The 22,047-nt window shown below is 71.1% G+C and carries 20 protein-coding genes; 9 read left to right on the top strand and 11 right to left on the bottom strand.

Annotated features, from left to right (window positions below):
* Positions 1-69 precede the first annotated feature (69 nt).
* On the top strand, positions 70-645 hold the full coding sequence (locus tag ACSMXX_RS13920) for a class I SAM-dependent methyltransferase (protein ID WP_473184336.1): 576 nt from the start codon (positions 70-72) through the stop codon (positions 643-645).
* Positions 646-837: 192 nt separating this feature from the next.
* On the opposite strand, the gene ACSMXX_RS13915 is transcribed toward ACSMXX_RS13920, so the two are convergent.
* From ACSMXX_RS13915 to ACSMXX_RS13880, 8 genes are all read right to left on the bottom strand, one after another.
* The gene (locus tag ACSMXX_RS13915) at positions 838-1,767 is read right to left on the bottom strand and encodes a LysR family transcriptional regulator (protein ID WP_473184335.1); all 930 of its coding nucleotides are present in this window, start codon (positions 1,765-1,767) and stop codon (positions 838-840) included.
* A gap of 114 nt (positions 1,768-1,881) precedes the next feature.
* The gene (locus ACSMXX_RS13910; protein WP_473184334.1) at positions 1,882-3,225 is read right to left on the bottom strand and encodes a cytochrome P450; all 1,344 of its coding nucleotides are present in this window, start codon (positions 3,223-3,225) and stop codon (positions 1,882-1,884) included.
* A gap of 155 nt (positions 3,226-3,380) precedes the next feature.
* A complete protein-coding gene (locus ACSMXX_RS13905) occupies positions 3,381-4,484 on the bottom strand; it encodes a selina-4(15),7(11)-diene synthase (RefSeq protein ID WP_473184333.1) in 1,104 nt (367 codons plus the stop codon).
* Positions 4,485-4,866: 382 nt separating this feature from the next.
* Positions 4,867-6,210 carry a cytochrome P450 gene (locus ACSMXX_RS13900; RefSeq protein WP_473184773.1) on the bottom strand — a complete coding sequence of 448 codons (1,344 nt, stop codon included), beginning with the start codon at positions 6,208-6,210 and terminating at the stop codon, positions 4,867-4,869.
* 239 nt (positions 6,211-6,449) lie between these two features.
* Positions 6,450-7,070 carry a GTP-binding protein gene (locus tag ACSMXX_RS13895; RefSeq protein WP_473184332.1) on the bottom strand — a complete coding sequence of 207 codons (621 nt, stop codon included), beginning with the start codon at positions 7,068-7,070 and terminating at the stop codon, positions 6,450-6,452.
* The gene (locus tag ACSMXX_RS13890) at positions 7,051-7,404 is read right to left on the bottom strand and encodes a DUF742 domain-containing protein (protein ID WP_473184331.1); all 354 of its coding nucleotides are present in this window, start codon (positions 7,402-7,404) and stop codon (positions 7,051-7,053) included. The genes ACSMXX_RS13895 and ACSMXX_RS13890 overlap by 20 nt, the downstream gene beginning before the upstream one ends.
* Positions 7,401-7,805 (bottom strand): roadblock/LC7 domain-containing protein, encoded by a 405-nt coding sequence (locus ACSMXX_RS13885; RefSeq protein ID WP_473184330.1) that lies wholly within the window; start codon positions 7,803-7,805, stop codon positions 7,401-7,403. Before ACSMXX_RS13885 ends, ACSMXX_RS13890 begins: the two co-directional genes overlap by 4 nt.
* A gap of 3 nt (positions 7,806-7,808) precedes the next feature.
* Positions 7,809-9,587 (bottom strand): sensor histidine kinase, encoded by a 1,779-nt coding sequence (locus ACSMXX_RS13880; RefSeq protein WP_473184329.1) that lies wholly within the window; start codon positions 9,585-9,587, stop codon positions 7,809-7,811.
* Between the two features lie 882 nt (positions 9,588-10,469).
* On the opposite strand from ACSMXX_RS13880, the gene ACSMXX_RS13875 reads away from it, so the two are divergent.
* Together ACSMXX_RS13875 and ACSMXX_RS13870 are read left to right on the top strand one after the other, a co-directional pair.
* Positions 10,470-12,194 (top strand): SPFH domain-containing protein, encoded by a 1,725-nt coding sequence (locus ACSMXX_RS13875; RefSeq protein ID WP_473184328.1) that lies wholly within the window; start codon positions 10,470-10,472, stop codon positions 12,192-12,194.
* Complete coding sequence (locus tag ACSMXX_RS13870) at positions 12,191-13,525, top strand: SPFH domain-containing protein (protein WP_473184327.1); 1,335 nt, start codon at positions 12,191-12,193, stop codon at positions 13,523-13,525. The genes ACSMXX_RS13875 and ACSMXX_RS13870 overlap by 4 nt, the downstream gene beginning before the upstream one ends.
* Positions 13,526-13,715: 190 nt before the next feature.
* On the opposite strand, the gene ACSMXX_RS13865 is transcribed toward ACSMXX_RS13870, so the two are convergent.
* On the bottom strand, positions 13,716-14,675 hold the full coding sequence (locus tag ACSMXX_RS13865; RefSeq protein ID WP_473184326.1) for a TIGR03621 family F420-dependent LLM class oxidoreductase: 960 nt from the start codon (positions 14,673-14,675) through the stop codon (positions 13,716-13,718).
* A gap of 147 nt (positions 14,676-14,822) precedes the next feature.
* Between ACSMXX_RS13865 and ACSMXX_RS13860 the strand changes: the two genes are divergently transcribed.
* Positions 14,823-15,737, top strand: a complete 915-nt coding sequence (locus ACSMXX_RS13860) for an alpha/beta hydrolase family protein (protein WP_473184325.1) — start codon at positions 14,823-14,825, stop codon at positions 15,735-15,737.
* Positions 15,738-15,819: 82 nt separating this feature from the next.
* Here the strand turns inward: ACSMXX_RS13860 and ACSMXX_RS13855 are convergent, their stop codons facing one another.
* Complete coding sequence (locus tag ACSMXX_RS13855) at positions 15,820-16,596, bottom strand: IclR family transcriptional regulator (RefSeq protein ID WP_473184324.1); 777 nt, start codon at positions 16,594-16,596, stop codon at positions 15,820-15,822.
* A 117-nt stretch (positions 16,597-16,713) separates the two neighbouring features.
* Here ACSMXX_RS13855 and ACSMXX_RS13850 point away from each other — a divergent pair, with 117 nt between their 5' ends.
* The 5 genes from ACSMXX_RS13850 to ACSMXX_RS13830 all read left to right on the top strand — a co-directional run bounded on the left by ACSMXX_RS13850 (position 16,714) and on the right by ACSMXX_RS13830 (position 20,965).
* Positions 16,714-18,009 (top strand): MFS transporter, encoded by a 1,296-nt coding sequence (locus ACSMXX_RS13850; protein WP_473184323.1) that lies wholly within the window; start codon positions 16,714-16,716, stop codon positions 18,007-18,009.
* Positions 18,006-19,190: a 4-hydroxybenzoate 3-monooxygenase gene (locus ACSMXX_RS13845; RefSeq protein WP_473184322.1), complete on the top strand. Its 1,185-nt coding sequence runs from the start codon at positions 18,006-18,008 to the stop codon at positions 19,188-19,190. Before ACSMXX_RS13850 ends, ACSMXX_RS13845 begins: the two co-directional genes overlap by 4 nt.
* Positions 19,191-19,315: 125 nt before the next feature.
* Entirely contained in the window at positions 19,316-19,936 is a 621-nt protein-coding gene (locus ACSMXX_RS13840; protein ID WP_473184321.1) for a DinB family protein, read from the top strand.
* Position 19,937: 1 nt separating this feature from the next.
* Positions 19,938-20,375, top strand: coding sequence for a VOC family protein (locus ACSMXX_RS13835; RefSeq protein ID WP_473184320.1), 438 nt, complete (start codon positions 19,938-19,940; stop codon positions 20,373-20,375).
* A gap of 116 nt (positions 20,376-20,491) precedes the next feature.
* On the top strand, positions 20,492-20,965 hold the full coding sequence (locus tag ACSMXX_RS13830; protein WP_473184772.1) for a nucleoside deaminase: 474 nt from the start codon (positions 20,492-20,494) through the stop codon (positions 20,963-20,965).
* A gap of 132 nt (positions 20,966-21,097) precedes the next feature.
* On the opposite strand, the gene ACSMXX_RS13825 is transcribed toward ACSMXX_RS13830, so the two are convergent.
* Entirely contained in the window at positions 21,098-22,006 is a 909-nt protein-coding gene (locus ACSMXX_RS13825; protein ID WP_473184319.1) for an NADP-dependent oxidoreductase, read from the bottom strand.
* Positions 22,007-22,047 lie beyond the last annotated feature (41 nt).

Here is a 22,047-nt window from a genome sequence, read left to right as displayed (position 1 = left end):
ACGTGGAGCACGGATGTGCTGAAGACCGGACGGTAGCGGGCCGCTCACGCGGGGTCTTAACGTCTGCTCATGCCGATGAACCGAGCACACCGCAGGCTGTGCAGTTCCGAGAAGTGGGCGCGGGGCGTGCGCGACCGGCTGCTGCCCTGGGCCCTGGCGGACGTCGAACTGGGCGACGACGTACTGGAATTGGGCCCCGGCTACGGCGCCAACCTCCGCGTACTGGTCGAACAGGTCCCCGCCCTCACCGCAGTCGAGATCGATGAGGACACGACGCGGCTGCTGCAGGAGAGCTGGGGCGAGCGGGCCCGGATCATCCACGGCGACGCCTCCGCGCTGCCGCTGCCGGAGCGGAGCTTCTCGTCCGTGGTGTGCTTCACGATGCTGCACCACGTACCTGCGGTCTCCACGCAGGACGAGATCTTCCGGGAGGCGTTCCGGGTGCTGCGCCCCGGCGGGATCTTCGCGGGCAGCGACAGCCAGCCCAGCCTCCGCTTCCGGCTGCTGCACATCGGCGACACCATGAACACTCTGCGCCCGGAGACGCTTCCGGGACGGCTGGAGGCGGCGGGCTTCGCCGATGTGGCCGTGGACCGGCACCCGGAGTCAGGGGGCCTCCGCTTCCGGGGGCGCCGTCCCGAGTGACGACTGGCCTTCGGGCCCGGGACCCCCACCGGCCGGGGCGGGCCGGTGGCGGCCAGGGCACCGCCGGGCTCTCGTGTCCGCTCCGGGAGACCGCGATGCGGCGGGCGGAGCAGGGTGCGAGCGCACCACCAGAGTCTCCGCGGGCCGTACGGGCGGTCAAAGCGAACCTCGCTATCGCGGCATAGCCGGTGCCTATGACTCGAGGTGGGTGCTGAGCAGCTCGTCCAGTGCGTCCCGTACGCCTGCCCCTGCCGCCACCTCCAGCAGGGCCCGCACCATCGCCGGGCGGGGCTCGTGCGCGGCGAAGACCAGGCCGACGCGCGGCCTGCTCCCGCCGTCGCCGTGCAGCCGCACCACGCGCATGCCTGCCGGAATCCCGAACATGTGCAGCCACGCGTGGGAGATCACACTCGACCAGCGTCCCGAGGCGAGATGCGCGTAAAGGCCGTCGACCGTGTCGGACTCGACGGCCGGGGACACGGCCGCGCCGTCCGCCGCGAACAGCCCGTCGAGGATGCGGCGGTTGCGCATGCGCGGCGAGAGCAGGCACAGCGGGAGCCGTGCGGCCTGCGACCAGCTCACCTCGTCGTGGGCGGATTGCGGCTCGTCCTCGGGTGTGAGCAGTACGTAGCGCTCCTCGTACAGCGGCAGTCTGTGGACGCCCTGCAGGTCCTCGTCGTCCAGGTACGTCAGTGCGGCGTCGATCTCGAACTCGGCCAGCCGGCGCATGATCTCGCTGGACGAGAGCGACTCCAGACGTACGCCCGCCTGGGAGTGCCGTTCGCAGAACGGCGTGGTCAGCAGCGAGGACACGGTGAGCGCGGTGGGGATGGCGCCGAGGCGCAGCGTGCCGGTGAGCCGGCCGTGCATCGCGGCGACCTCCTGCTGGAGCGCGTCGCGGTCGCCCAGAATGCGGTGCGCCCACAGCAGTACGCGTTCGCCCTCGGGCGTCAGGCCCTGGAAGCGGGGGCCGTGCTGGACTATCGGGATGTCCAGCTCGCGTTCCAGCTTGCGTATGCCCGCCGAGAGCGACGGCTGTGAGACGAAGCACGCGGCCGCCGCGCGGGCGAAGTGACGTTCCCTGGCGAGCGCGACCAGGTATTCCAACTGGCGAAGCAGCATGCCTCACCTTGACCCGGCGGGCGGGGAAAGGTCCACTTTCCGGTCCCGGATCAGCCTGCTCGGCCCGTCCGCCCGTCCGCCCGTCCGCCCGTCCTGTCCCGCCGCAGCCCGCCCTCAGCCCTCCCTCGGCACGACCGTCATCGGCAGGCTCTCGGGGTGCGCGACGGCCGAGGCGACCTCGCGGACGGTGTGGCCCGGCACCCGCTGGAACCTCCAGCGCCGCAGGACGGTCGCCAGCGTGATCACGATCTCCGTCCAGGCGAAGCCGTCGCCGATGCACTTGCGGTTGCCCGCGCCGAAGGGGATGTAGCCCTCGCGGGGCACGCTCGCGCTCCGCTCCGGCAGCCAGCGGTCCGGGTCGAAGCGCTCCGGGTCCTCGTACAGGCGCGCGTCGCGGTGGAGCGCGTAGAGGCTGAAGGCCAGCTCCGTGCCGACGGGCAGCTCCGCGCCGCCCAGCTCGACGGGCGCGGTGGCCTGGCGCATGAGCAGCGGTACGGAGTGCATGCGGGAGATCTCGCGCAGCACGCGGTCCATGTACCCCAGCTTGGGGACGTCCTCGAACGTGACGGGACGGTCGCCGATCACCGATGCGATCTCGGCGAGCAGTTCCTCCTCGACCTCGGGGTGCGTGGCGAGTTCGTGGAAGGTCCAGGCGAGCGTGGAGGCTGTCGTCTCGGTGCCGGCGAACATGATCGCGACGAGTTCGTCCCGCACCTCGCGGTCGCTGAGCCTGTCGCCGGTGTCGGCGTCGCGGGCGGCGAGCAGCAGCGAGAGCAGATCCGCGTTGTGCTCGTCGCCCTCCTGGTGGGAGATCTCGATGACGTCGTCGATGACCTTGCGCAGCCTGGTCGCGGCGGTGTCGAAGCGGCGGTTGGCGGGGATCGGCATCTTGTCGAGGAGCCTGGGTGTCACGGCCCGTATCAGCGCGGTCTTCAGCAGGATCGGTACGTCGCGGATGACGGCGTCGGCGGCGGGACGGCTGATCTCCGCGGAGAACATGGTCTCGGCGAGCGTGGCGACCGAGAACTGCGCCAGTTCCTCGTCGACGGCGACCGTCTGCCCGGGCTTCCAGGAGTCGGCCATGGCCTGTGCCCGGGTGGCCATGACGTTCGCGTATCCGGCGATGCGGGCCTGGTGGAACATCGGCTGCATCAGCCGGCGGTGGGTGCGGTGGATGGTCGAGGGCGCCGTGGGCAGGGAGTCCCCGACGAGGACGCGTGCCCGTACGAAGAACCTGCCCTTGTCGAAGTTGCGTGCCTTGGTGACCAGCAGTTCGTGGGTGAGCTCCGCGCTGGTGACGAAGTAGATCGGGAGGGTGCCGACGTCGACGCGTACGAGGTCGCCGGTATCTCGGAGCGACTTCATGAAGTCGAGGGGATGCCTCAGCAGGGGGAGGGCGTGACCGATCAGCGGGAGGTGTTTGGGGGCTCGGGGAACAGCCTTCAGTGCAGCACTCACGTTCGCAGCTCCTTCGGGCGAGGGGTGGGGGGTCCGGGATGGAGGTGCAGCCGGTGTGAAGTTCGGTGATCCGTGGAGCGGGGCCGCTGCGGCCCAGTGGCAGGTGGGGAGTCGGGGGTCAGGCGGGGCTTCGGACGGATGCGGTCGCGGAGGGCTCAGACCGTCGCGGACGTACGGAATTCGCCATACGCAGGCTGAAACGTTTCCCTCTCCGGGAGCACGTCCCACCACCAGGCGACGGCCGGGATGTCGAGCGCCTCGTCGCTGTCGTCGGTGGGGGTGTCGCGGAACGTCGAGGGCAGTTCGGCGGGGTCGTCGGGGGTCGTGTAGCGGTGTGAACTGATGCCCCAGTCCTGGGCTCCGCGGATGAACGTCCCGAGGTTCTCCAGGTACTGCCGCAGCTGAGGGCTTCCGGTGGCGGCGAGTTCGTCCCGCAGCCGCAGGAACAGGCACATCACGCGGTCGCGTTGGGCGACGGCACGGGTCAACGCCTCGGCGGGGGTGAGCTGTTGCTCCTGCTCCAGCACGCGCAGCACGTTGAGGTAGTAGTGCTGGGCCCGGCTCTCCTTGTGGTACGAGAAGAGGTCGTTGTCCCAGGTGATGATGAAGTACGCCATCTCGGCCGCGGCGCGGACGGCGGTGCTGTCCCGCTCGTTGGGGTGCAGCTCGTAGCCGTGACCCATCTCCAGCAGCGGCAGTACGACGGACGTGGCGCCGTCGTACAGGCGCATCAGCGTGTAGTCGTTGAGGTCTGGGACGGTCTCGTGGCTGCGGTGGGAGGCCTCCCACACCACCGAGAGGAAGTACTCGCGCAGCGCGTCCACCCAGCGGGCCTCCTGGCCCGGCGTCGCGTACCGGGAGACGCGGTGGCGCAGATCTCGCAGGCCTGCGGCCAGCGGGTTGTGGGAGAGCATAGGCACGTCCGGGTTCTGTGCGACGCGCAGCATGCGGGAGAGTTCACCGACCAACTCAGCCGGGTCCTTGCCGAGTTCGCCTTCCTCGCAGAGGCCGTCGTCGACCCCGAAGAGCCAGATGATGAAGTCCGCGAGTATCGACACGACGTCCTCGCGCCCCTCGGGCAGGACCCGGGCGGCGAAGGTGCCGATGTCGTGCACGACCAGCTTCTCGCGCAGCTCCGGCGAGCCGATGGAGAAGGCGTTCGCCCAGGCCGTCGTACGTTCGTTGATCGCTTCGTGACGGGGATGGATTGCGGGCGGGATGGGGGAGAAAACGGGTGGCACGATCAAGCCGTGCTCCACTGTCGATCACCTCAGTCGTCGGGCGGCACCTGGCCGCCATCCACTCGGCCTCTCGGCAGTCGGCCGACCCGCGACCTCCTGCACCGGGGCAGAAACCAGCCAATACCACGCACTGCCTGCGGAGACGACGCGCTCCCGCAACCGGCGGGGACCGGATCGTCACCGTCTGCTACATGGACATCACCACTTCATCAAGGGGCTATCCGGCCACGGAGAGCAGGCGTGGCACGCTGCGTAGCGGTCAAGACCACATGGAGCCTTCCCCCAGGTCACCCGCGATTACACGTTCAACTAATGCTGCTACGAGGCGAGTTGACGCCAGTGGCTGAATGAGGCCGGGCAATGCAGGCATCCCGGGCGAGTGCGGACTTCTGCCGTCAGGTCACCGCCCCCGCAACTTCCGCTTCAGGGACGTCCACCAGGAGGTGTGCACGGTCGGCGGCGCCGCCGGCGGCATGGGCACCGAAGCGGGCTCCTGCGGCCGCAGCGGCGGGAGTTCGACGGAGGGCACGCCCGGGCCCTGCCGTGTGCCGCCGGAGCTGCGGCGCGCCGCGAACTCCACCGGAAGTGCCACGAGCCGGCGCGACATCAGCGCGGTCTCCCAGGTCAGCCGCTCCTCGGGCACGGACAGGCGGAGATCCGGCAGCCGCGCGAGCAGCGTGTCGATCCCGGTGTCCACGATGGCCCTGCCGAGGTCCTGTCCCGGGCACTCGTGCGGGCCGCCGCTGAAGGCCAGATGCGAGCGGTTGCCGTGCATGGGCGCGGACTTGTCGGGACGGATGGCGGGGTCGGAGTTGCCGGCGGCGAGGCCGAGGAGCAGCATGTCTCCGGCCTTGATCGTCTTGCCCGCGAGCTGCGCGTCGCCGGTCGCCCAGCGGCCGATATTCGTCGTCATCGGGGGCTCGTCCCAGAGCACCTGTTCCAGGGCGTCGGGCAGCGTCATATGCCCTCCGGCCAGAGTTGCGCGGAAGCGCTTGTCGGTGAGGACGAGGCGGAGCGTGTTCGCGATCAGATTGACGGTCGGTTCGTTCGCCGAGACGAGCACCACCCGCAGGTGTTCGCGCACTTCGTCGCCCGTCAGCCGGGCCGGGTGCTCCAGCAGCATGGACGCCAGGTCGTGGGCCGGCGAGGCACGCTTGCGGTCCACCAGGTCCTGCAGTGCCTCGGTGATGTAGTCGTTGCTCGCGACCGCCGTCTCCGAGCCCCGGATCATGTCCTTGGCGGCCTCGATCAGCCGGGGCCCGTGGTGTTCGGGCATGCCGAAGAGCTGGGTGATGACGCGCAGCGGCAACTGGTCGGCGAACTGCTCGACCAGGTCGGCGCGGCCCTTCGGTTCGAACTCGTCGATGAGCTGGTGCGCGAAGCGCGTGACGTACCGGCGTACGCCCCGCGACTCGAATCGCGCCAGGCTCTCCGTCACGGCCCTGCGCAGCCGCTCGTGTTCCTCGCCGTCGGCGAAGACGCACAGCGGCTGCCACATCGTCAGCGGCGCCAGTGGATGGTCCGGCGGGACCTTGCCCTGCTGCATGTCGTGCCAGAGGCGGGAGTCGCGGGAGAAGAGCGAGGGCGTGCGGGAGACCTCCAGATTCTCCCGGTGCCCGAGCACCAGCCACGCGGGGCGGTCGCCGGGCAGCAGTACGGGCGCGACGGCTCCGTGCTCGCCGCGCAACCGCTCGTACAGCGCGATGGGATCGGCGTCCGCCTCGGGCCCGTACAGCCGGCGCAGCCCGTCGGGGCCGAGACCGTGCGCGGGACAGCCGGGCGGCGGGGCGGCGGAGGCGTCGAAGCCGGTGGCCGCGAAGGATTCGGGGCCGGTGGCGCCGGAGGCGGCGGCGGCAGGGGCGTCGAAGCCCTGGTCCGCGGGGGACGCCGGGCCGGGGCCGGACGGGCCGCGGGTGTCCGGGACTTGAGTGTCCGGGCCGTGGGTGTCCGGCCCGTGGGTGTCCGGGTCGGGGGGTGGAGAGGTCACTTCGCCTCCGAGGTCAGAGCAAGGGAGCGCAGGTAGTGCATCAGCTGCAGCAGGACGTCCTGGCTGGAGGACCGCTGACGCGCGTCGCACACGATGATCGGGACCTTCGGGTCGAGGTCCAGGGCGCCGCGCAGCTCCTCCACGGGGTAATCGGGGGCCTCCGGAAAGGCGTTGACGGCGACGACGAACGGGACGGCGGACTCCTCCAGCCGCCCGATCACGTCGAAGCTCACCTCGAGACGGCGCGTGTCGACGAGGACGACGGCGCCCAGAGCACCGTCGAACAGGCCGTTCCACAGGAACCAGAAGCGCTGCTGGCCCGGCGTCCCGAACAGGTACAGCACCAACTCCTCGTTGAGGCTGATGCGTCCGAAGTCCATCGCGACGGTCGTGGCAGTCTTGCGCTCCACGCCGGCGGTGTCGTCGACGTTCTCGCTCGCCTGCGTCATCGTCTCTTCCGTCGTCAGAGGACGGATCTCGCTGACGGAACGGACCAGGGTCGTCTTGCCGACACCGAAGCCGCCGACGATGACGACCTTCACCGCGGAGCTGGCCGAGGAGGGCAGTCTGTCTTCGCTCCGGGGCCCCGTGGTCGTGTCAGAGATTCCGGAGTCCATGGATCACCGCCTCAATAAGTTCGATGTCGGGAAGAGACGGGGAAGGCGATCGCGCCTCGACCCGTTCCTCGGTCAGCAGGTCCGCCAGCAGGACGGTGATCACGCTCACGGGAAGCCCGAGATACGCGGAGATCTCCGCCACGGAGAGCGGGGAGTTGCACACGCGTAGAATCGATGCGTGCTCGGGCTGCATCCCCACCTGCGGGTCGGCCTTGGCCACGATTAACGTGACCAGGTCCAGGCCCGTCAGCTCAGCGGGGTCGCTGCGTCCACCGGTGATCACATAAAGCCGCTCGGGGCCGTTCTCGTCCCACCCCGGCACCTCCTGGCTCATACGGCCAATCCGCCATCGCGCGGGGGACTGGTCAGATGCTCGCCGATGCGGGCCACCAGGTCCCTCATGCGCCCGCCGACCAGCCCGGCGTCGACACCCTCGTCCGCGAGCACGGCGAGGTGCGCACCGGCACCGGCGGCCATCAAGTACATGAAACCGCCGTTGACTTCGATGACGACCATGCGCATCCGCCCGTCGCTGTGCGGGAATTCGGCGGCCACGGCGGAGGAGAGACTCTGCAGACCGGACCCGATCGCGGCGAGCCGGTCGGCGGTGTCGGTGTCGGTGCCGTGCTTGGCCATGCACAGCCCGTCGGAGGAGAGCACGATCACGTGGCGGGTCTGCGGAACGGTCTCCGCCAGATCCTTCAGCATCCAGTCCATGTCGGCACGTCGTTCCATCGTTCACTCACCCTCATCCGACGACGTGTCCTGGTTGCTGTCCGCGCTGCTGTCCGCCTTGGCGTCCCCGTCCGTCCTGCCGGACAGTCCGCTCTGCAGGTCGGCCATCCACAGGCCGGGTGCCGGTTCGTCCGCCGCGTGCTGTGCGGGTGGCGGGGGCGGGGCGGAGGCCCGGCCGGCGGCGCTGCCCGGGCGCGCGTTCGGGTTCGGGCTGCGGCGGCGGCGCTGGGGCAGCCCGTTGGCGTTGCGCTCGACCACTGGCGGTGTCTCGTCCTGCACTTCGTCTTCCTGCCGTGCGGGGCCGGTTTCCGGAAGCCAGGGCTCGTGACGCGGCATCCGGTGCGCGTCCGCGGGACGTCCGCTGTCCGAAGAGTTCGGAGACGTGCCCGCCGCCGGCGGCGCCGGGGTGAGGCCCGACGGCATGGGGTGTCCCCTGCCCGAGGAGCTCGGGGAAGCGCCCGGTGACGCCGCGTGGGGTGCTTCCTGCCCGGCGGACGCGGATGCCGGCGCGGGTGCGGATGCCGGCGCGGGTGCGGCCTGGCCGGGCGCTGCCTGACCGAGGGAGGCCTGACCCGGGACGTCCTGGCGGGCGGCTTCCTGTCCCGGGCCCGCTCCGATGCCGTGGGCCCGTCCCGTCGCCGGTGCGGTGGTGATCAGCTTCTTCGGTACGACCAGGACGGCACGCACACCCCCGTACGCCGAGGGCGGCAGCGACACCTGGAAGTCGTACGCCTGGGCGAGCCGGCCGACCACGGCGAGACCGAGGCGCGGCGACTCCCCGAGGTCGTTGAGGTCGATGCCCGCCTGGGCTTCCTTCAACCTCAACTCGGCCCGTGCGCGCGCCTCTTCACTCAGCCCGACGCCGCCGTCCTCGATCTCGATGGCGATGCCTGCGTGCACCTCGCCGGCGGTGAGATGGACGCGTGCCCTCGGCGGCGAGTAGCGCGTGGCGTTGTCGAGCAGCTCGGCGAGCGCGTGGATGAGCGGCTCCACCGCGGGTCCGACGACCGCTACGTCGGCGACGGAATGCAGCTCGACGCGCTGGTAGTCCAGTACGCGCGACATCGCGCCGCGCAGCACGCTGTAGACCGGGACGGCCTTGCTCCACTGCCTGCCCGGCCTGGCGCCGCCCAGCACGGCGATGCTGTCCGCGAGGCGGCCGATGAGCGCGGTGCCGTGGTCGAGCCGCAGCAGGTCCGCGAAGAAGTCCGGCTGCTGGCCGTGCCGGTCCTCCATGCCGCGCAGGTCGGTCGCCTGCCTGTGGACGATGGCCTGGACACGGCGCGCGACGTTCACAACGCCGCGCTGTGCCGAGTCGCGCATCGTCTCCTCCGCGTGGACGGCCTCGACGACCGAACGCAGCAACTCCTGGTGTGCGGCCTGGAATTCGCTGCTTAGCCCTTCCGCGCGGGGCATTGACTGCAGCACGTCCTCGGCGAACTCGCCCTCCTGGAGGCGCTCCACCGCCTCGGGCAGCCGTTCCTTGGCCAACTGCACCGTCGCGAGCTCCTGTTGGTGCATCCGGGCCTGGAGTACGGACAGCTGCTCGGCATGCTGTGCCCGCAGAGCCGTCAGCGCCCGTCCGCGGCGGGCCACTTCGGCGGCGATCACCGCGACCGCGACGGTTGCGACCAGGCCGCAGACGGTGACCGCGATCCGGGCGTTCTCCGGCAGCAGGGGGACGGCGATGCCTGCGGCCAAGGCCGTTGCGAGGGCGGGCAGCAGCCAGACGAGTACCGGGCCGGACCCTTGATCTCCGGGTGACGATCCAGCACGAACCATCAGGATCCTCAAATCAATCGAAAAAGCTGGTGAGCAGGCGGTGCGGGGGCTGCAGCAGAAGGTCCTGGGGAGGTCGCCTCGCCGCACACGTGGTCCCAAGTCGGCGGCAGGGCAGGAGATTTGGTCCGGTCCACTGAGCCCCGGGCAGCATAGCCGGAACCGATCACTTGTGACACAGAGTCTTCGGGTATGCGCTCTTGACAGTCCATCTCGGTGCCGAAACTGAGCAGGTCAGGACAGTACGGTCGCGGCTCGCACAAATGCGAGCCAGGCGGACAGTTGCCCGCTGCACCGAAAAGCGGAATGCGGCGAGGGAAGGTGAGATGGAGAGAAACGACCGCATCGCCGGGAAGCGGCCGCGACGGGCCGTATTGGGCACCGCTCCCTGAGGCCGGTGGAGGGCTGTCGGGCAGGTCAAGACGGCCGGGTCACGCTCGAACCTTTCAGTTGCGGAGATTCTGTGCGGATATCGAGCTCGGTGAGTGCGCGCTGAAGGAGGCTGACGCAGCGTCACTTTCGGTGGCCCCGGCCCTCCGTGGGCCGCGGCCCGGCGCTTGTGTAGGTTGGCCGACGGTGTACCGGTATCCCGGCCGGCAGGCGGGGGCACGAGGCGGTTCACCGATCGGGGGCGCATGGTGTCCGTCATGTGTGCGCGTGGAGCCCGCAGTTGTGCGCGGCGCAATCCGCGGTCGCAGGTCGCAGGTCGCAGGTCGCAGGTCGCAGCGGTGCCTGAGCGCCGCGATGCACTGACCGGCATACGGCACCGGCACGGCACCGGCGTACGGCCGGTACCGGTATCCGTACCCCCCGCATCGGCACCCGCGTCAACACCACCGGCCCCGGCACCCGGCGGCCGGACAGCATGCGAAGAGGGGGAACGGCGTGAGCCAGAGCGTGAAAAGGGCCGCGAAAGCGGTCGCGGAGAACCCTGAGCTGCGGGAAGCAGCCGAGGGCGAGTTGCGGCGCCGCGGCGGTGCCGTGGTGGAGCAGCGGTCGAAGGGCGGGCGTGACGGCGGCGGTTCGGACGGACCGCGCGGCGACGACGGGCTCGACCCCGCCGACTTCCCGGCCGCCCGCGAGCAGGGCGGGGGCATCGACACGGTGATGACGCAGCAGACCGTGTCCATGGACGAGGCGCGTGAGGTGCTCAACCGCAGCGAACAGCGCCGGGAGGAGGGCCGCAAGGTCCACGCCATCTGCCCGATGGCCCTGCCCCGCGGCCGCTCGTTCGTGAGCATGCTCCCCGTACTGATGCTGCTCGTGCTGGGAGCCGTCGGCAGCGCCGTCGCGTCCGCCGCGGGCAGCCCGCTTCTCACTCATCCCGTCTTCGGCGTCCACTACTGGGTCCTGTCGCTGGCCGCCGTCGGCTTCGTGTGGTGGCGGCAGGGCATGGTGATGGTGCCGGACGGCTGCCAGGCCCTGATCACCCGCTTCGGGAAGCTGGAAGAGGTGGTCGGCCCGGGCCGGGTGATCCTGCTCAACCCGTGGAAGCGGGTGTCGTACATCATCAACACCACCCGCGAGTACCCGTTCAACGCTCCGGTGCGCGAGGCCCCCACGAAGGGGGGCGTCAAGGCGTCCATCGACCTGTTCATCCAGTTCCGCATCAGCGACCCGGTGGAGTTCGTCTACACGCTCGGTGCCGTACGGGGATTCGAGGAGAAGCTCAGCAACGCCGTCAGCGAGACGATCCGCAGCCTGATCTACGAGCAGGAGGCCGCGGAGATCTACGACATGGTCGGCGAGGACACCGGCCGCCTGCTGGAACAGGTCAACCAGCAGTTCCGGCCGGCGGTGGAGCTGACCAACGCCAACATCACGCACGCCGAACCGTCCGACCGCGGCTACCGGATGGACCTTGCCTCGCCGGAGATGGTGCGCGTCGCCAAGGACGCCTACACCCACGAGTACGCGCTGCACCTGCGCAAGGAGCAGGACGAGGGCGATCTGACGAAGGAACTGGCCTCCCGTCAGGAGACGCTCTCGGCGATCATGGCGGACATCGCGCAGTACCAGGCGCAGATGGACACCGCAGTGGAGCGTGAGACCAACCGCGCCGAGGCGACGGCCCGCCAGCGCTACGTACAGGCCGAGTCGGAGGCCAAGGCCAACGCGGCGCTGCTGGAGGCCCAGGCCCTGGACATCCGCGCGGTGACCGCCGCCGAGGCGCCCGAGATCCTTCAGTACCGCTATCAGCAGCAGGTTCTGGACACCCTGGAGCAGGTCGCCGACCACCTTCCGCGGCTGGTGCGGATCGGCGGCGGCTCGGAGGCCGACGGCAGCGGCGTCGGCGTCGACTTCCTCGCGCTCGCACGGGAGTTGGTGGGCGAGCACGGTACGGAGCTGTTCTCCGAGGAGGACATGGCGGCCGTGCGCACCCGCCTCGAGGAGGTCTCGGAGCGCATCCGCGCCCGCGAGGGCGAGATCGACGCGCTGCTGGAGGCGGAGCGCCCGACCGTACCGGCGGCCGAAACGCCTCCGGCGGACGAAACGCCTCCGGCGGACGAAACGGCACCGGCAAACGGAACGACACCGGCGGACGACGAAACGGCACCGGCCTCCGGACAGACACCGGCCACGGCCGCATCCGAGGAGGCCGCAGAATGAGCGCCACACGCAACCGCAGGTCGGTCATCTCCGAAGAGGTCGCGCCCTGGAGCGAGATCCGTCAGCTGCTGCGCGGCGGCGAGACGGACAAGCTGGTCCCCGTCATCATCCCCAAGCACACCCGCAGGCTGTGGTGGCTGCTGCTGATCTGGCTGGGGCTGTTCGCGCTGCTGTCCGGTGTGATGCTCACGCTGAAGGAGTCCGGCGACGGCGGCGCCGCCGACATCGCCTACGGCGCGCTGGCCACGCTGAGTTACGCCGGCGGCGCCTTCCTGGTGCTGGCCGGGGCGCTGTGGTGGTGGCGCTCCTCCATCGCCGAGATCGAGCAGGGCACCGCAGGCGTCCTGACCCGTTACGGAGCCGTCAACCGGACCCTCGACCCCGGGCGCCACTACCTCTGGCACCCCTGGTCCCGCGTGGACTTCGTGGTCGACACCGCCACCGAGATCCCGTACTCGGCACCGGTGATGGCCTGCCCGACCCGGGAGAACGTGCCGCTGCGCTCGATCGAGTTCTTCCTGAAGTTCCGCATCACCGACGCGGTCCTGTTCGTACGGACGATCGGTGCCGGCAACTTCGACCTGGTGCTCTCCCAGGCGGTGCAGGACGCCATCCGGCAGCGCGCGCGTCTGGTGCAGACGGAACGGGCGTACGACCTGCGCGGCTCCGACGTCGCCGACATGCAGGAGCTGCTCAACCGTCAGCTCGCCCGCTACGGGGTGCGCATCACCGGCTCCAACATCCCCGACGTCCAGCTGCCGGCCCAGTATCAGCAGCATCTGGCCACGCGGGAACGGGTCGCCAAGGAACGCACCGCGTACGACCAGGAATGGGGCCTGACGCGCAAGCGCCGTATCGACAGCCTGCAGATGGACATCGAGCGGGCGAAGAAGGTGCGCGACGCGCGCATCGTCGAGGTGAAGGCCGCGCTCAACAAGGCGCGCGAGGACGTCGCGCAGCTCCTGGAGGAGCAGGAGACCAACGCGCAGAAGGTCCGCTTCGAGATCGAGACGCGCGGCCGCAGCGGCCTGATCTCCGCCGAGAACGAGTCGCGCGCCCAGCGCCGTCTGGCGCAGGCCTACCGCGACAACCGTGCGGTGCTCCAGTACGAACTGGCCCGCAGGCGGCTGGAGGTGGGCGCGATCCTCGCCGGCCGTGCCCCGCAGCCCGTCGTCGTCCGCACGGACGGGGGTGGCGGGGACAACTCGGCGCTCTCGACGCTGCTCACGGCTCAGCTGATGCCGAAGCTGAACGGTTCGCTGACGTCCGGTCCGGCTGCCGCCGGATGGGGCCTGCGGAACGGCGCCGGCCAGGGAGACGGCGAAGGCTGACCGGGGCCGGGCGCCGGCGGCCGACCGACGTCGCCGCCCGGCTCCGGCCGCCCGGCTCCGGTCCCGTCAATCGAGCCGGAACCTGGTCGCCCGGGCCCGTGTCACCACCGCTCGGCGGGAGGGCACGGGCCCGGGCCTTTGTCCGGCGTGCCCGCTCTGCCGCGTGCGTGCGCGTGCCGCGCTCGTCCGCTCAGCCGCGGGCCGCGAGCTCCCGTACGCGGGCGATGACGGGGGCGAACGCCTCGGCGTACGGGCCGTGCACGGTGTAGTGCGTGAAGCCGTACCGCCGGCGGTTCCGCATCACCTGTCCGGCCATCTCCTCGACCGTGCCGATGAACACGAAGGGACACTCCAGGAGTTCGTCCGGGCTCATGACCTGCCCGAACCGCTCCAGAAGCCGCTCCGCCTCCGCGTGCCTGTCCTCCGTCACCACGGCCGTCTGTGTCAGGGCCTGCCACTCGATCCGGTCCGCCCGCGCCCCCGCACGCTCCCGTACGTGACGGACACGGTCGTCGGCCTCTGCGGCGGTACCGAGCCGCATCGTCCCGGGCGGCTCGCCCTTGATCTGGTACACGCCCGCGATGCCGACGATGTCCGCGTACTCCGCCGCGACGTCCAGCACCCGGTCGCCGGTACCGCCCACGATGAGCGGCGGACCCGCGCCGTCGAACCCGGTCCGCTGTACGGGGCGCAGCGCCGGAAGGCCGAACCTGGTCCGCATGCCGGCCTGCTGCTCATAGCCGTCCGACGCGAAGAGCCGTCCCAACTCCCGTACGGTGTCGCGCAGATGATCCGCTCGCTCGCCGAACGGCCGCCATGGGATGCCCGCTTCGTCGAACTCCCACTTCATGTGCCCGGCACCGATGCCGAGTTCGAGTCGTCCGCCCGTGAGGATGTCGGCCGTCGCGGCCTCCCGGGCCAGCAAGGCCGGGTTCCAGAAGGCCGCGTTCAGCACCAGCGTCCCCACCCTCAGCCGCTCGGTGGCCTGTGCGGCGGCGACCAGCAGCGGGAAGGGGGCCGCGACGCCGAGGTGGTCCGCGGCGTACACGGCGTCGTATCCGAGCCGTTCGGCCCTGCGGCACTCCGCGACGACCGCGTCGTACGACTCGTAGCTCTCCAGCCCATGTGAAAACCGAAACTCCCGCAGCATGCGCCGAAGCTACCCATCGCGCGGGCCGCTCATGGCCCTGCGGCGCCGGGCGGCACCCGAATCTGCCGAGGGCAGAACGGGGCCCAGCCCTTCAGCGGCGTGCACCGGGGGTTGCCGGTGCGCCCGGCCGTTCGTACGGTCATGGTCATGGCACGCATGGTCATGGCACGCGTTGCCGCTGACCGCCCCAGGCGCCGCAAGGCCCCCGGACTGCTCGCCGCAGCCCTCCTCGCCACGGCCGTGGCCTGCTCGGGCTGCTCCGATGAGCCGCCGGAGAAGCCCCCGCCGAAGAGCAGCCCGGGCGGGGCCCCGGCCGAGCGCGACGTCGAGGGGCCGGGGAAGGGCCCGTACGAGGTCCGTACCCAGACCTTCTCGTCCGGCGACGTGAACGGCGGCTTCGGCAGCGGCACCGTTCACTACCCGGACGACGACAGCCGCGACTTCGGCGTCATCGCCGCATCACCGGGGCTCGGCGCGGACGAGTCCATGGTCACGCCGTTCGGCGGACTGCTGGCGTCGCACGGCTTCGTGGTGATCACCTTCAACACGAAGACGCTGGAGGACTCGCCGCCCCAGCGGGGCCGCCAGCTGCTCGCCGCCCTCGACTACGCGAGCGGACGCAGCGGCGCCGCGGACCGCGCGGACGACAAGCGCCTCGGTGTACTGGGCCACTCGATGGGTGGCGGCGGGGCGCTGTTCGCCGCGTCCCGCAACCCGGACATCAAGGCGGCGGTGCCGCTGACTCCGTACGAGACCCGCAGCGACTGGCCCCGCGTGAAGGCGCCCACGCTCGTCATCGGCGGCAGCACCGACGAGATCGCGCCGGTCACGGACCACGCCGAGGCCTTCTACGAAGGGCTGAGCGGCGCCGACGAGAAGGCGTATCTGGAGCTGCAGGGCGACCACTTCGTCGCCACTCCGCCCGACGGACTGGTCTCCCGCCAAGTCGTCGCCTGGTTCCGCCACTTCGTCGCCGGCGACTCCGACTCCGCCGCCCTCCTCTGCCGTCTCCCGCGCACCGACCGCATCACCGAGTCCCGCGACACCTGCCCGGTCGGCTGACCGCAGGGCGGGAAGTGCGGCCGCAGCAGGGGGAGTCCGGTACGGGAACGCGGACCGCCCGGCGCCGCAGCTGCCGGCCCTCTCAGCGGCGTGGCCGCGTGCCGAGGTCCTGGACGTAACCGGGGTAGGGGTCGTCGCCGATTTCGGCGAGCCGGTCACCGATGCCCCGGGCGGCCGCGAGCACGGGCGGAGCCAGCCGGTCCAGCTCCAGCCTGCTGGAGCGGACGACCACGCCGACGGCTGCGACCGGCTCGCCGTCCACCAGTACCGGGCTCGCGACCGAACAGCTGCCCAGCGTCATCTCCTCGCGCGTGGTGGCGAATCCGCGCCGCCGCGTGCGCCGCAGGTCGCGCCGGAGCCGGCCCGGCTCGCGGATCGAGTACCTCGTCGGGCGGCTCAGCTGCCGGCCGAGATGGCGGTCGATGTCGGCGGGCGACGCCCAGGCGAGCAGCGCCTTGCCGACGCCGGTGGTGTGCAGCGGCAGCCGTCCGCCGGTACGGGAGATGATCGGTACGGACCGGTGGCCCGTGAGCTTCTCCACGTACAAGGCCATCTCACCGTCGCGTACGGCGAGATGGACGTTCTCCCGGGTGGCCTCGTACAGCTCCTGCATGAACGGCATGGCGACGTCCCGCAGGCGCGTGTGCAGACCGCTCAGCAGCCCCAGCTCCAACAGGTGCAGCCCCACTCGGTACTTGCCGTCGTCCTCCCGCTCCAGGCCACGCCAGCGGGTGAGTTCACCGACGAGCCGGTGGGTGGTGGGCAGGCTCAGGTCCGCCCGCCGGGCGAGCTCGGAGAGGGAGAGCCGCGGGTGCTCGAAGTCGAACGCGTCGAGGATCGCCAGCATGCGTGAAGCCACGGTTCGGCCGGGCTGACTGCTGTTTCCGGACATGTGCTTCCGCCCAGTGAAAGACAGTGCTGTGCGTGGAGTGTGCCACGCACCACGATGTCGGTCACCCCGACAAGGAGAAACACCATGTCGTCAACGTCCCCGAGTTCCCCGGTGTCCCCTTCCGCCTCGGCGTCAGGCGCCGCCACCGCCGCCCAGGGCGGCTTCTGGCCGGTCCTGCTCTGCTGGCTCGCGGTCGCGCTCGACGGGTTCGACCTGGTGGTGCTCGGAGCGGTGATCCCCGCGCTCACCGAGTCCCACGCACTCGGATTCGACGCCGGATCCCTCACGACCGCGGCCACGGTCGGCCTGGTCGGGGTCGGAATCGGCGCGGTGGCGATCGGCCCGCTCACCGACCGGTTCGGCCGCCGTGCCAGCCTGCTGACCTGCATCGCGGTCTTCTCCGTCCTGACCCTCGCGATCGCCTGGGCCCCGGACATCGCCACCTTCGTGGCCCTGCGGTTCCTCAGCGGCCTGGGCCTGGGTGCGTGCCTCCCGACGGCACTGGCGTACATGACCGAGTACGCCCGGCCGGCACGCCGCGGATCGGCCGTCACGCAGATGATGACCGGCTACCACGTGGGCGCGGTGCTCACCGCCTTGCTGGCGATCGTGGTCATCCCCCGGTTCGGCTGGGAGGCGATGTTCGTCATCGGCGGAGTCGCCGGGCTGCTGACGCTGCCGTTGATGTGGATCAAGTTGCCGGAGTCGCAGGCGTTCCTGGAGGCGCGCGCCAAGCCCGCCGCCCCGGCCGACCCGGCGGCCGTCCCACCGGCCGAAGCGCCCGTACGGCCCTCCGCCCTCATACGCGGCCGGCTGCTGCGCGTGAGCCTCGGCATCTGGGTCGCCTCGTTCATGGGCCTGCTCCTCGTGTACGGGCTCAACACCTGGCTTCCGCAGATCATGGGCGCGGCCGGCTACTCGCTAGGTGCCTCGCTGGGCCTGCTGCTCGCGCTCAACCTCGGTGCCGTGGCCGGTCTGCTGATCGCCGGGCGGGTCTCGGACGCGCGCGGCAACAAGCGGACTGTGCTGCTCTGGTTCGCTGTCTCGGCGGTCTTCCTGGCGCTGCTGTCGGTCAAGATGGAGTCGACGGCGGTCGTGTACGCGGCGGTCTTCCTCGCCGGCGTCTTCGTCTTCAGCGCCCAGGTGCTGGTGTACGCCTTCGTCGGCCACCTGTTCGCGGCGGAGGTGCGGGGCACCGCGCTGGGCCTGGCCGCCGGCGTCGGACGCCTCGGTGCGATCGTCGGCCCGTTCCTCGGCGGCCTGCTGGTGAGCGCCGGGATCGCCTACCCCTGGGGTTTCTACGCCTTCTCCGTGGCAGCGGTTCTCGCGGTCCTGGCCCTGCTGGTCGTGCCGGCGCACCTGCGCGGGAGCAGTTCGTGAGGACGACGCGCACACAAGTGGTGATCATCGGGGCCGGTCCGGCCGGGCTGCTGCTGTCCCATCTGCTGGGCCGTGAAGGTGTCGAGTCGGTCCTGCTGGAGAACCGCAGCCCCGAGTACGTACGAGGCCGCATCCGTGCCGGAATGCTGGAGCACTCGACCGTCGAGCTGCTCGGCGAAGCCGGCGTCGGCGACCGGCTGGAGCGCGAGGGCATGGAGCACCGCGGGATCTACCTCCAGTTCCCGCACGAGCGCCACCACATCGACTTCCACTCGCTCGTGGGCCGGTCGGTGTGGGTGTACGGGCAGACCGAGATCACCCATGACCTGATGCAGGCGCGTTCCGCCGCAGGTCAGCAGGCCCATTACGAAGTCAGCGAAGTCGCCCTGCACGGCATCGGAGGTGACAGCCCCGCTGTGACCTTCCTCGACGCGGACGGCCGTCCCCACCGCGTCCAGTGCGACGTGGTCGCAGGCTGCGACGGCTTCCACGGCCCGGCGCGCCGGGCCGTCCCGGACGGCGCGCGCCGCTCGTTCGGCCGGGACTACCCGTACGCATGGCTGGGAGTCCTGGCCGACGCCGCCCCGTCCACCGACGAACTCATCTACGCCTGGCACCCCGAGGGATTCGCGATGCACTCCATGCGCTCGCCCTCGGTCAGCCGCCTCTATCTGCAGGTCGCCCCGGACGAAGACGTCGCCGAATGGTCCGACGACCGGATCTGGGACGCGCTGGCGCGGCGGCTCGGCCACGGACAGGACGGCTGGCGACTGCGGCCGGGGCGGATCACGGACAAGTCGGTTCTGCCGATGCGGAGCTTCGTCTCGACGCCGATGCGGTACGGCCGGCTCTTCCTGGCCGGCGACGCCGCGCACATCGTCCCGCCGACCGGCGCCAAGGGGCTGAACCTCGCCGTGGCCGACGTGGCGCTGCTCTCCCGGGCGCTGGTCGCCCTGCTGTGCGAAGGCGACCCACGTCTGGCGGACCGCTATTCCGAGACGGCGCTGCGACGGGTCTGGCGGGGCACCCACTTCTCGTGGTGGATGACCAGCATGCTGCACGTAACCGGGGATCCCTTCGACGCCCAGCTGCAGCGCTCACAGCTGGAATGGGTGGTGCGCTCCCCGAGCGCCGCGGCCGGCCTGGCCGAGAACTACGCCGGCCTTCCCATCGGCTACTGAGCCCCGGCCGGACTCGGCAGCCTGATCCGTTCTCCGTTCGGTCATGGCCTCGACTTGGTGAAGTGCTCAGCCGTTTCCACCGATCGAGGAACGAACCTGTCCGCAACGAGCGGCAGGCTGGACCCATGACGGACCAGAACTGGAACTTCCAGCTCCGAGACCAGATCGCCTGGCACTGGACCAACCAGCTGCGCGACCGCCTCGACGGGCTGACCGACGACGAGTACTTCTGGGAGCCGGTCCCCGGCTGCTGGAGCGTGCGGCAGCGGGGCACCGGCTCCGCACCCGTGCAGGCCGGGTCCGGCGCGATGACCATCGACTTCGCCATGCCGGAGCCCGATCCGGCGCCGCTCGCGACCATCGCCTGGCGGCTCGGCCACGTGATCGTCGGCGTGCTCGCGATGCGCAACGCCTCGCACTTCGGCCGCGAACCCACCGACTACCAGTCGTTCGAGTACGCCGGGACCGCGGCCGGGGCCCTGGCCCAGCTCGACGCGGAGTACGCCACGTGGCTGGCCGGGGTCGAGTCCCTCGGCGAATCCGGCCTCGACCGCCCGTGCGGGGACGCCGAGGGGCCGTACGGTGAGCGTCCGCTGGCAGCGCTGGTGCTGCACATCAACCGCGAGCTGATCCACCACCTCTCAGAGGTGTGCCTGCTCCGCGACCTCTACCTGCACACCCACCGGCAGACCCAGTCCCTGTCCCAGAACCAGACCCGGACCCGGACCCAAGAGGAGGCGAGCTGAGATGGCCCGCGACATCCAGATCACTTTCGACTGCGCCGACCCGGCCGGGCTGTCCGCCTTCTGGGCCGAGACCCTCGGCTACCGGCTGCAGGACCCGCCCGAGGGTTTCGAGTCGTGGGATCAGGCCCTGGAGGCGTTCGGCGTGCCGGCCGAGAGCCGCAACGACGCCTCGGCCGTGGTCGACCCCGAGGGCTCCGGGCCACGGCTGTTCTTCCAGCGGGTCCCGGAGGGCAAGCAGGCCAAGAACCGCGTGCACCTCGATGTGCGAGCCGCCCCCGGACTGGAGGGCGACGCGCGGATGGCGGCCCTGGAGGCGGAGGCCGAGCGGCTCGTCTCCCACGGCGCCACCCGGCTCCTGCGGCACGAACCCGCTCCGCCGCTCGGCACCGGCCACATCGTGATGGCCGACCCCGAGGGCAACGAGTTCTGCCTCGACTGATCAGCCGCGTACGACGGGGCGGGTGAAAAACCCCGAGGTCGCTGAGGCCCGCCCTCGTACGCTTGACGGCATCCGCTGAAGATCACACTGGGGGAATCACGGTGGACGACGTCGAGATGCGGCACCTGCGCCGCTGCGTGGAACTGGCGACCGAGGCCCTGGAGGCGGGCGACGAGCCGTTCGGTTCCGTGCTCGTCGCCGCGGACGGAACGGCGCTGGCGGAGGACCGCAACCGCGTGGCCTTCGGCGACCGGACCCGCCACCCGGAGTTCGAGCTGGCGCGCTGGGCCGCGGCCAACATGACCCCCGAGGAGCGGGCGGCGGCGACCGTCTTCACCTCGGGTGAGCACTGCCCGATGTGCGCCGCCGCGCACGGCTGGGTCGGACTGGGCCGGATCGTGTATGTGAGCTCTTCCGAGCAACTGGCGGCCTGGCTCGCGGAGTTGGGGGTCCCCGCGCCTCCCGTACGGACCCTCCCGATCCGGGAGATCGCCCCCGGCGTTGTGGTGGAGGGCCCGGTGCCCGCCCTCGCGGAGCAGGTACGAGACCTGCACCGCCGCTGCCACGGCCAAGGCCACGGCCCGTCCTGAGAGCAGGAACCCGGCCGCCCAGGCCCGTCGTTGCCGGTACGTGTGCCGGTAGGTGTGCCGGTCTCTTCGCGAACTCCGCGGATGCGGGCGGCGGTTGGGGCTCACTCGGGCTCACCCGTGAGCCCGCGGTTCTCAGGGCCGGAGGACGTACTTTCCGCGCACGCCGCCCTTCGCGACGGCGCGGTGCGCGGCGGCGACCTCGTCCAGCGGTACGACCGCGTGCACCCGAACCGGCAGACGGCCCTTCGCGGCGGCGTCGAGAAGCCGGGCGAGCCGGGCGCCGTCGGGCTGCGCCACCACCACGCGCACGGTGACGCCGCGCTCTTCCGCCGGCGCCGCACCCGGCTGGACGCCCACGAAGAGACCGCCGTCGCGGACCAGCGCGATGCCCTGCTCCTGGAGCGCGGCGCCATCGGCCACCGCGTCCCAGCCGGGCGCCGCCTGTGCGGTGAAGCCGGCGCCGAGGCCGCGTACGAAGTCCTCGTCCTCGGCCCGGGCCAGTCCGGTCACCCGCCAGCCGCGTTCCTGGGCGAGCGTGACGACGTACCCGCCGACCGCGCCCGCGGCCCCGGTGACCAGCAGGCTCCGGCCCGCCCCGTCGCCGAGCAGATCGACCAGCTGGGCCGCGGCGAGCGTGTTGAGCGGGACCGCGGCGGCCGTGGTCAGGTCGAGACCGCCGGGCACGAGGGCGGTGTCGCTCGCCGGAACGACCAGCTGTCCGGCGTAGGTGCCGAAGTCGCGGTCGAACCCGCCGACCAGCCCCGCGACGCGGCTGCCGACCGGGAGCTCGACATCAGGACCGGCCGCGGCGACCGTTCCGGCGAAGTCCCAGCCCAGTCCGGTGTGTTCGGGCTGGTCGACCAGCCCGAGCCCGTGGAACACCCCGGCCGCGAGCGCCAGGTCGACGGGGTTGACCGCGGCCCCGGCGATCTCGACCCGGACCTGGCCGGGCCCAGGCTCGACGATGGGCACGTCGATGATCTCGATCGAGTCGGGACCGCCCGGGGTGCGGACGACCGCGGTGCGGAAGGTGGTGGACATTTTCGCCTCCTGTGGAGATGCGGGTGCTACTCCTCCACAAT

Source organism: Streptomyces sp. DSM 116795 (assembly GCF_055792905.1).
Note: the sequence above shows the minus strand (reverse complement) of the source record. Positions and strands in the feature narration are given on the sequence as shown.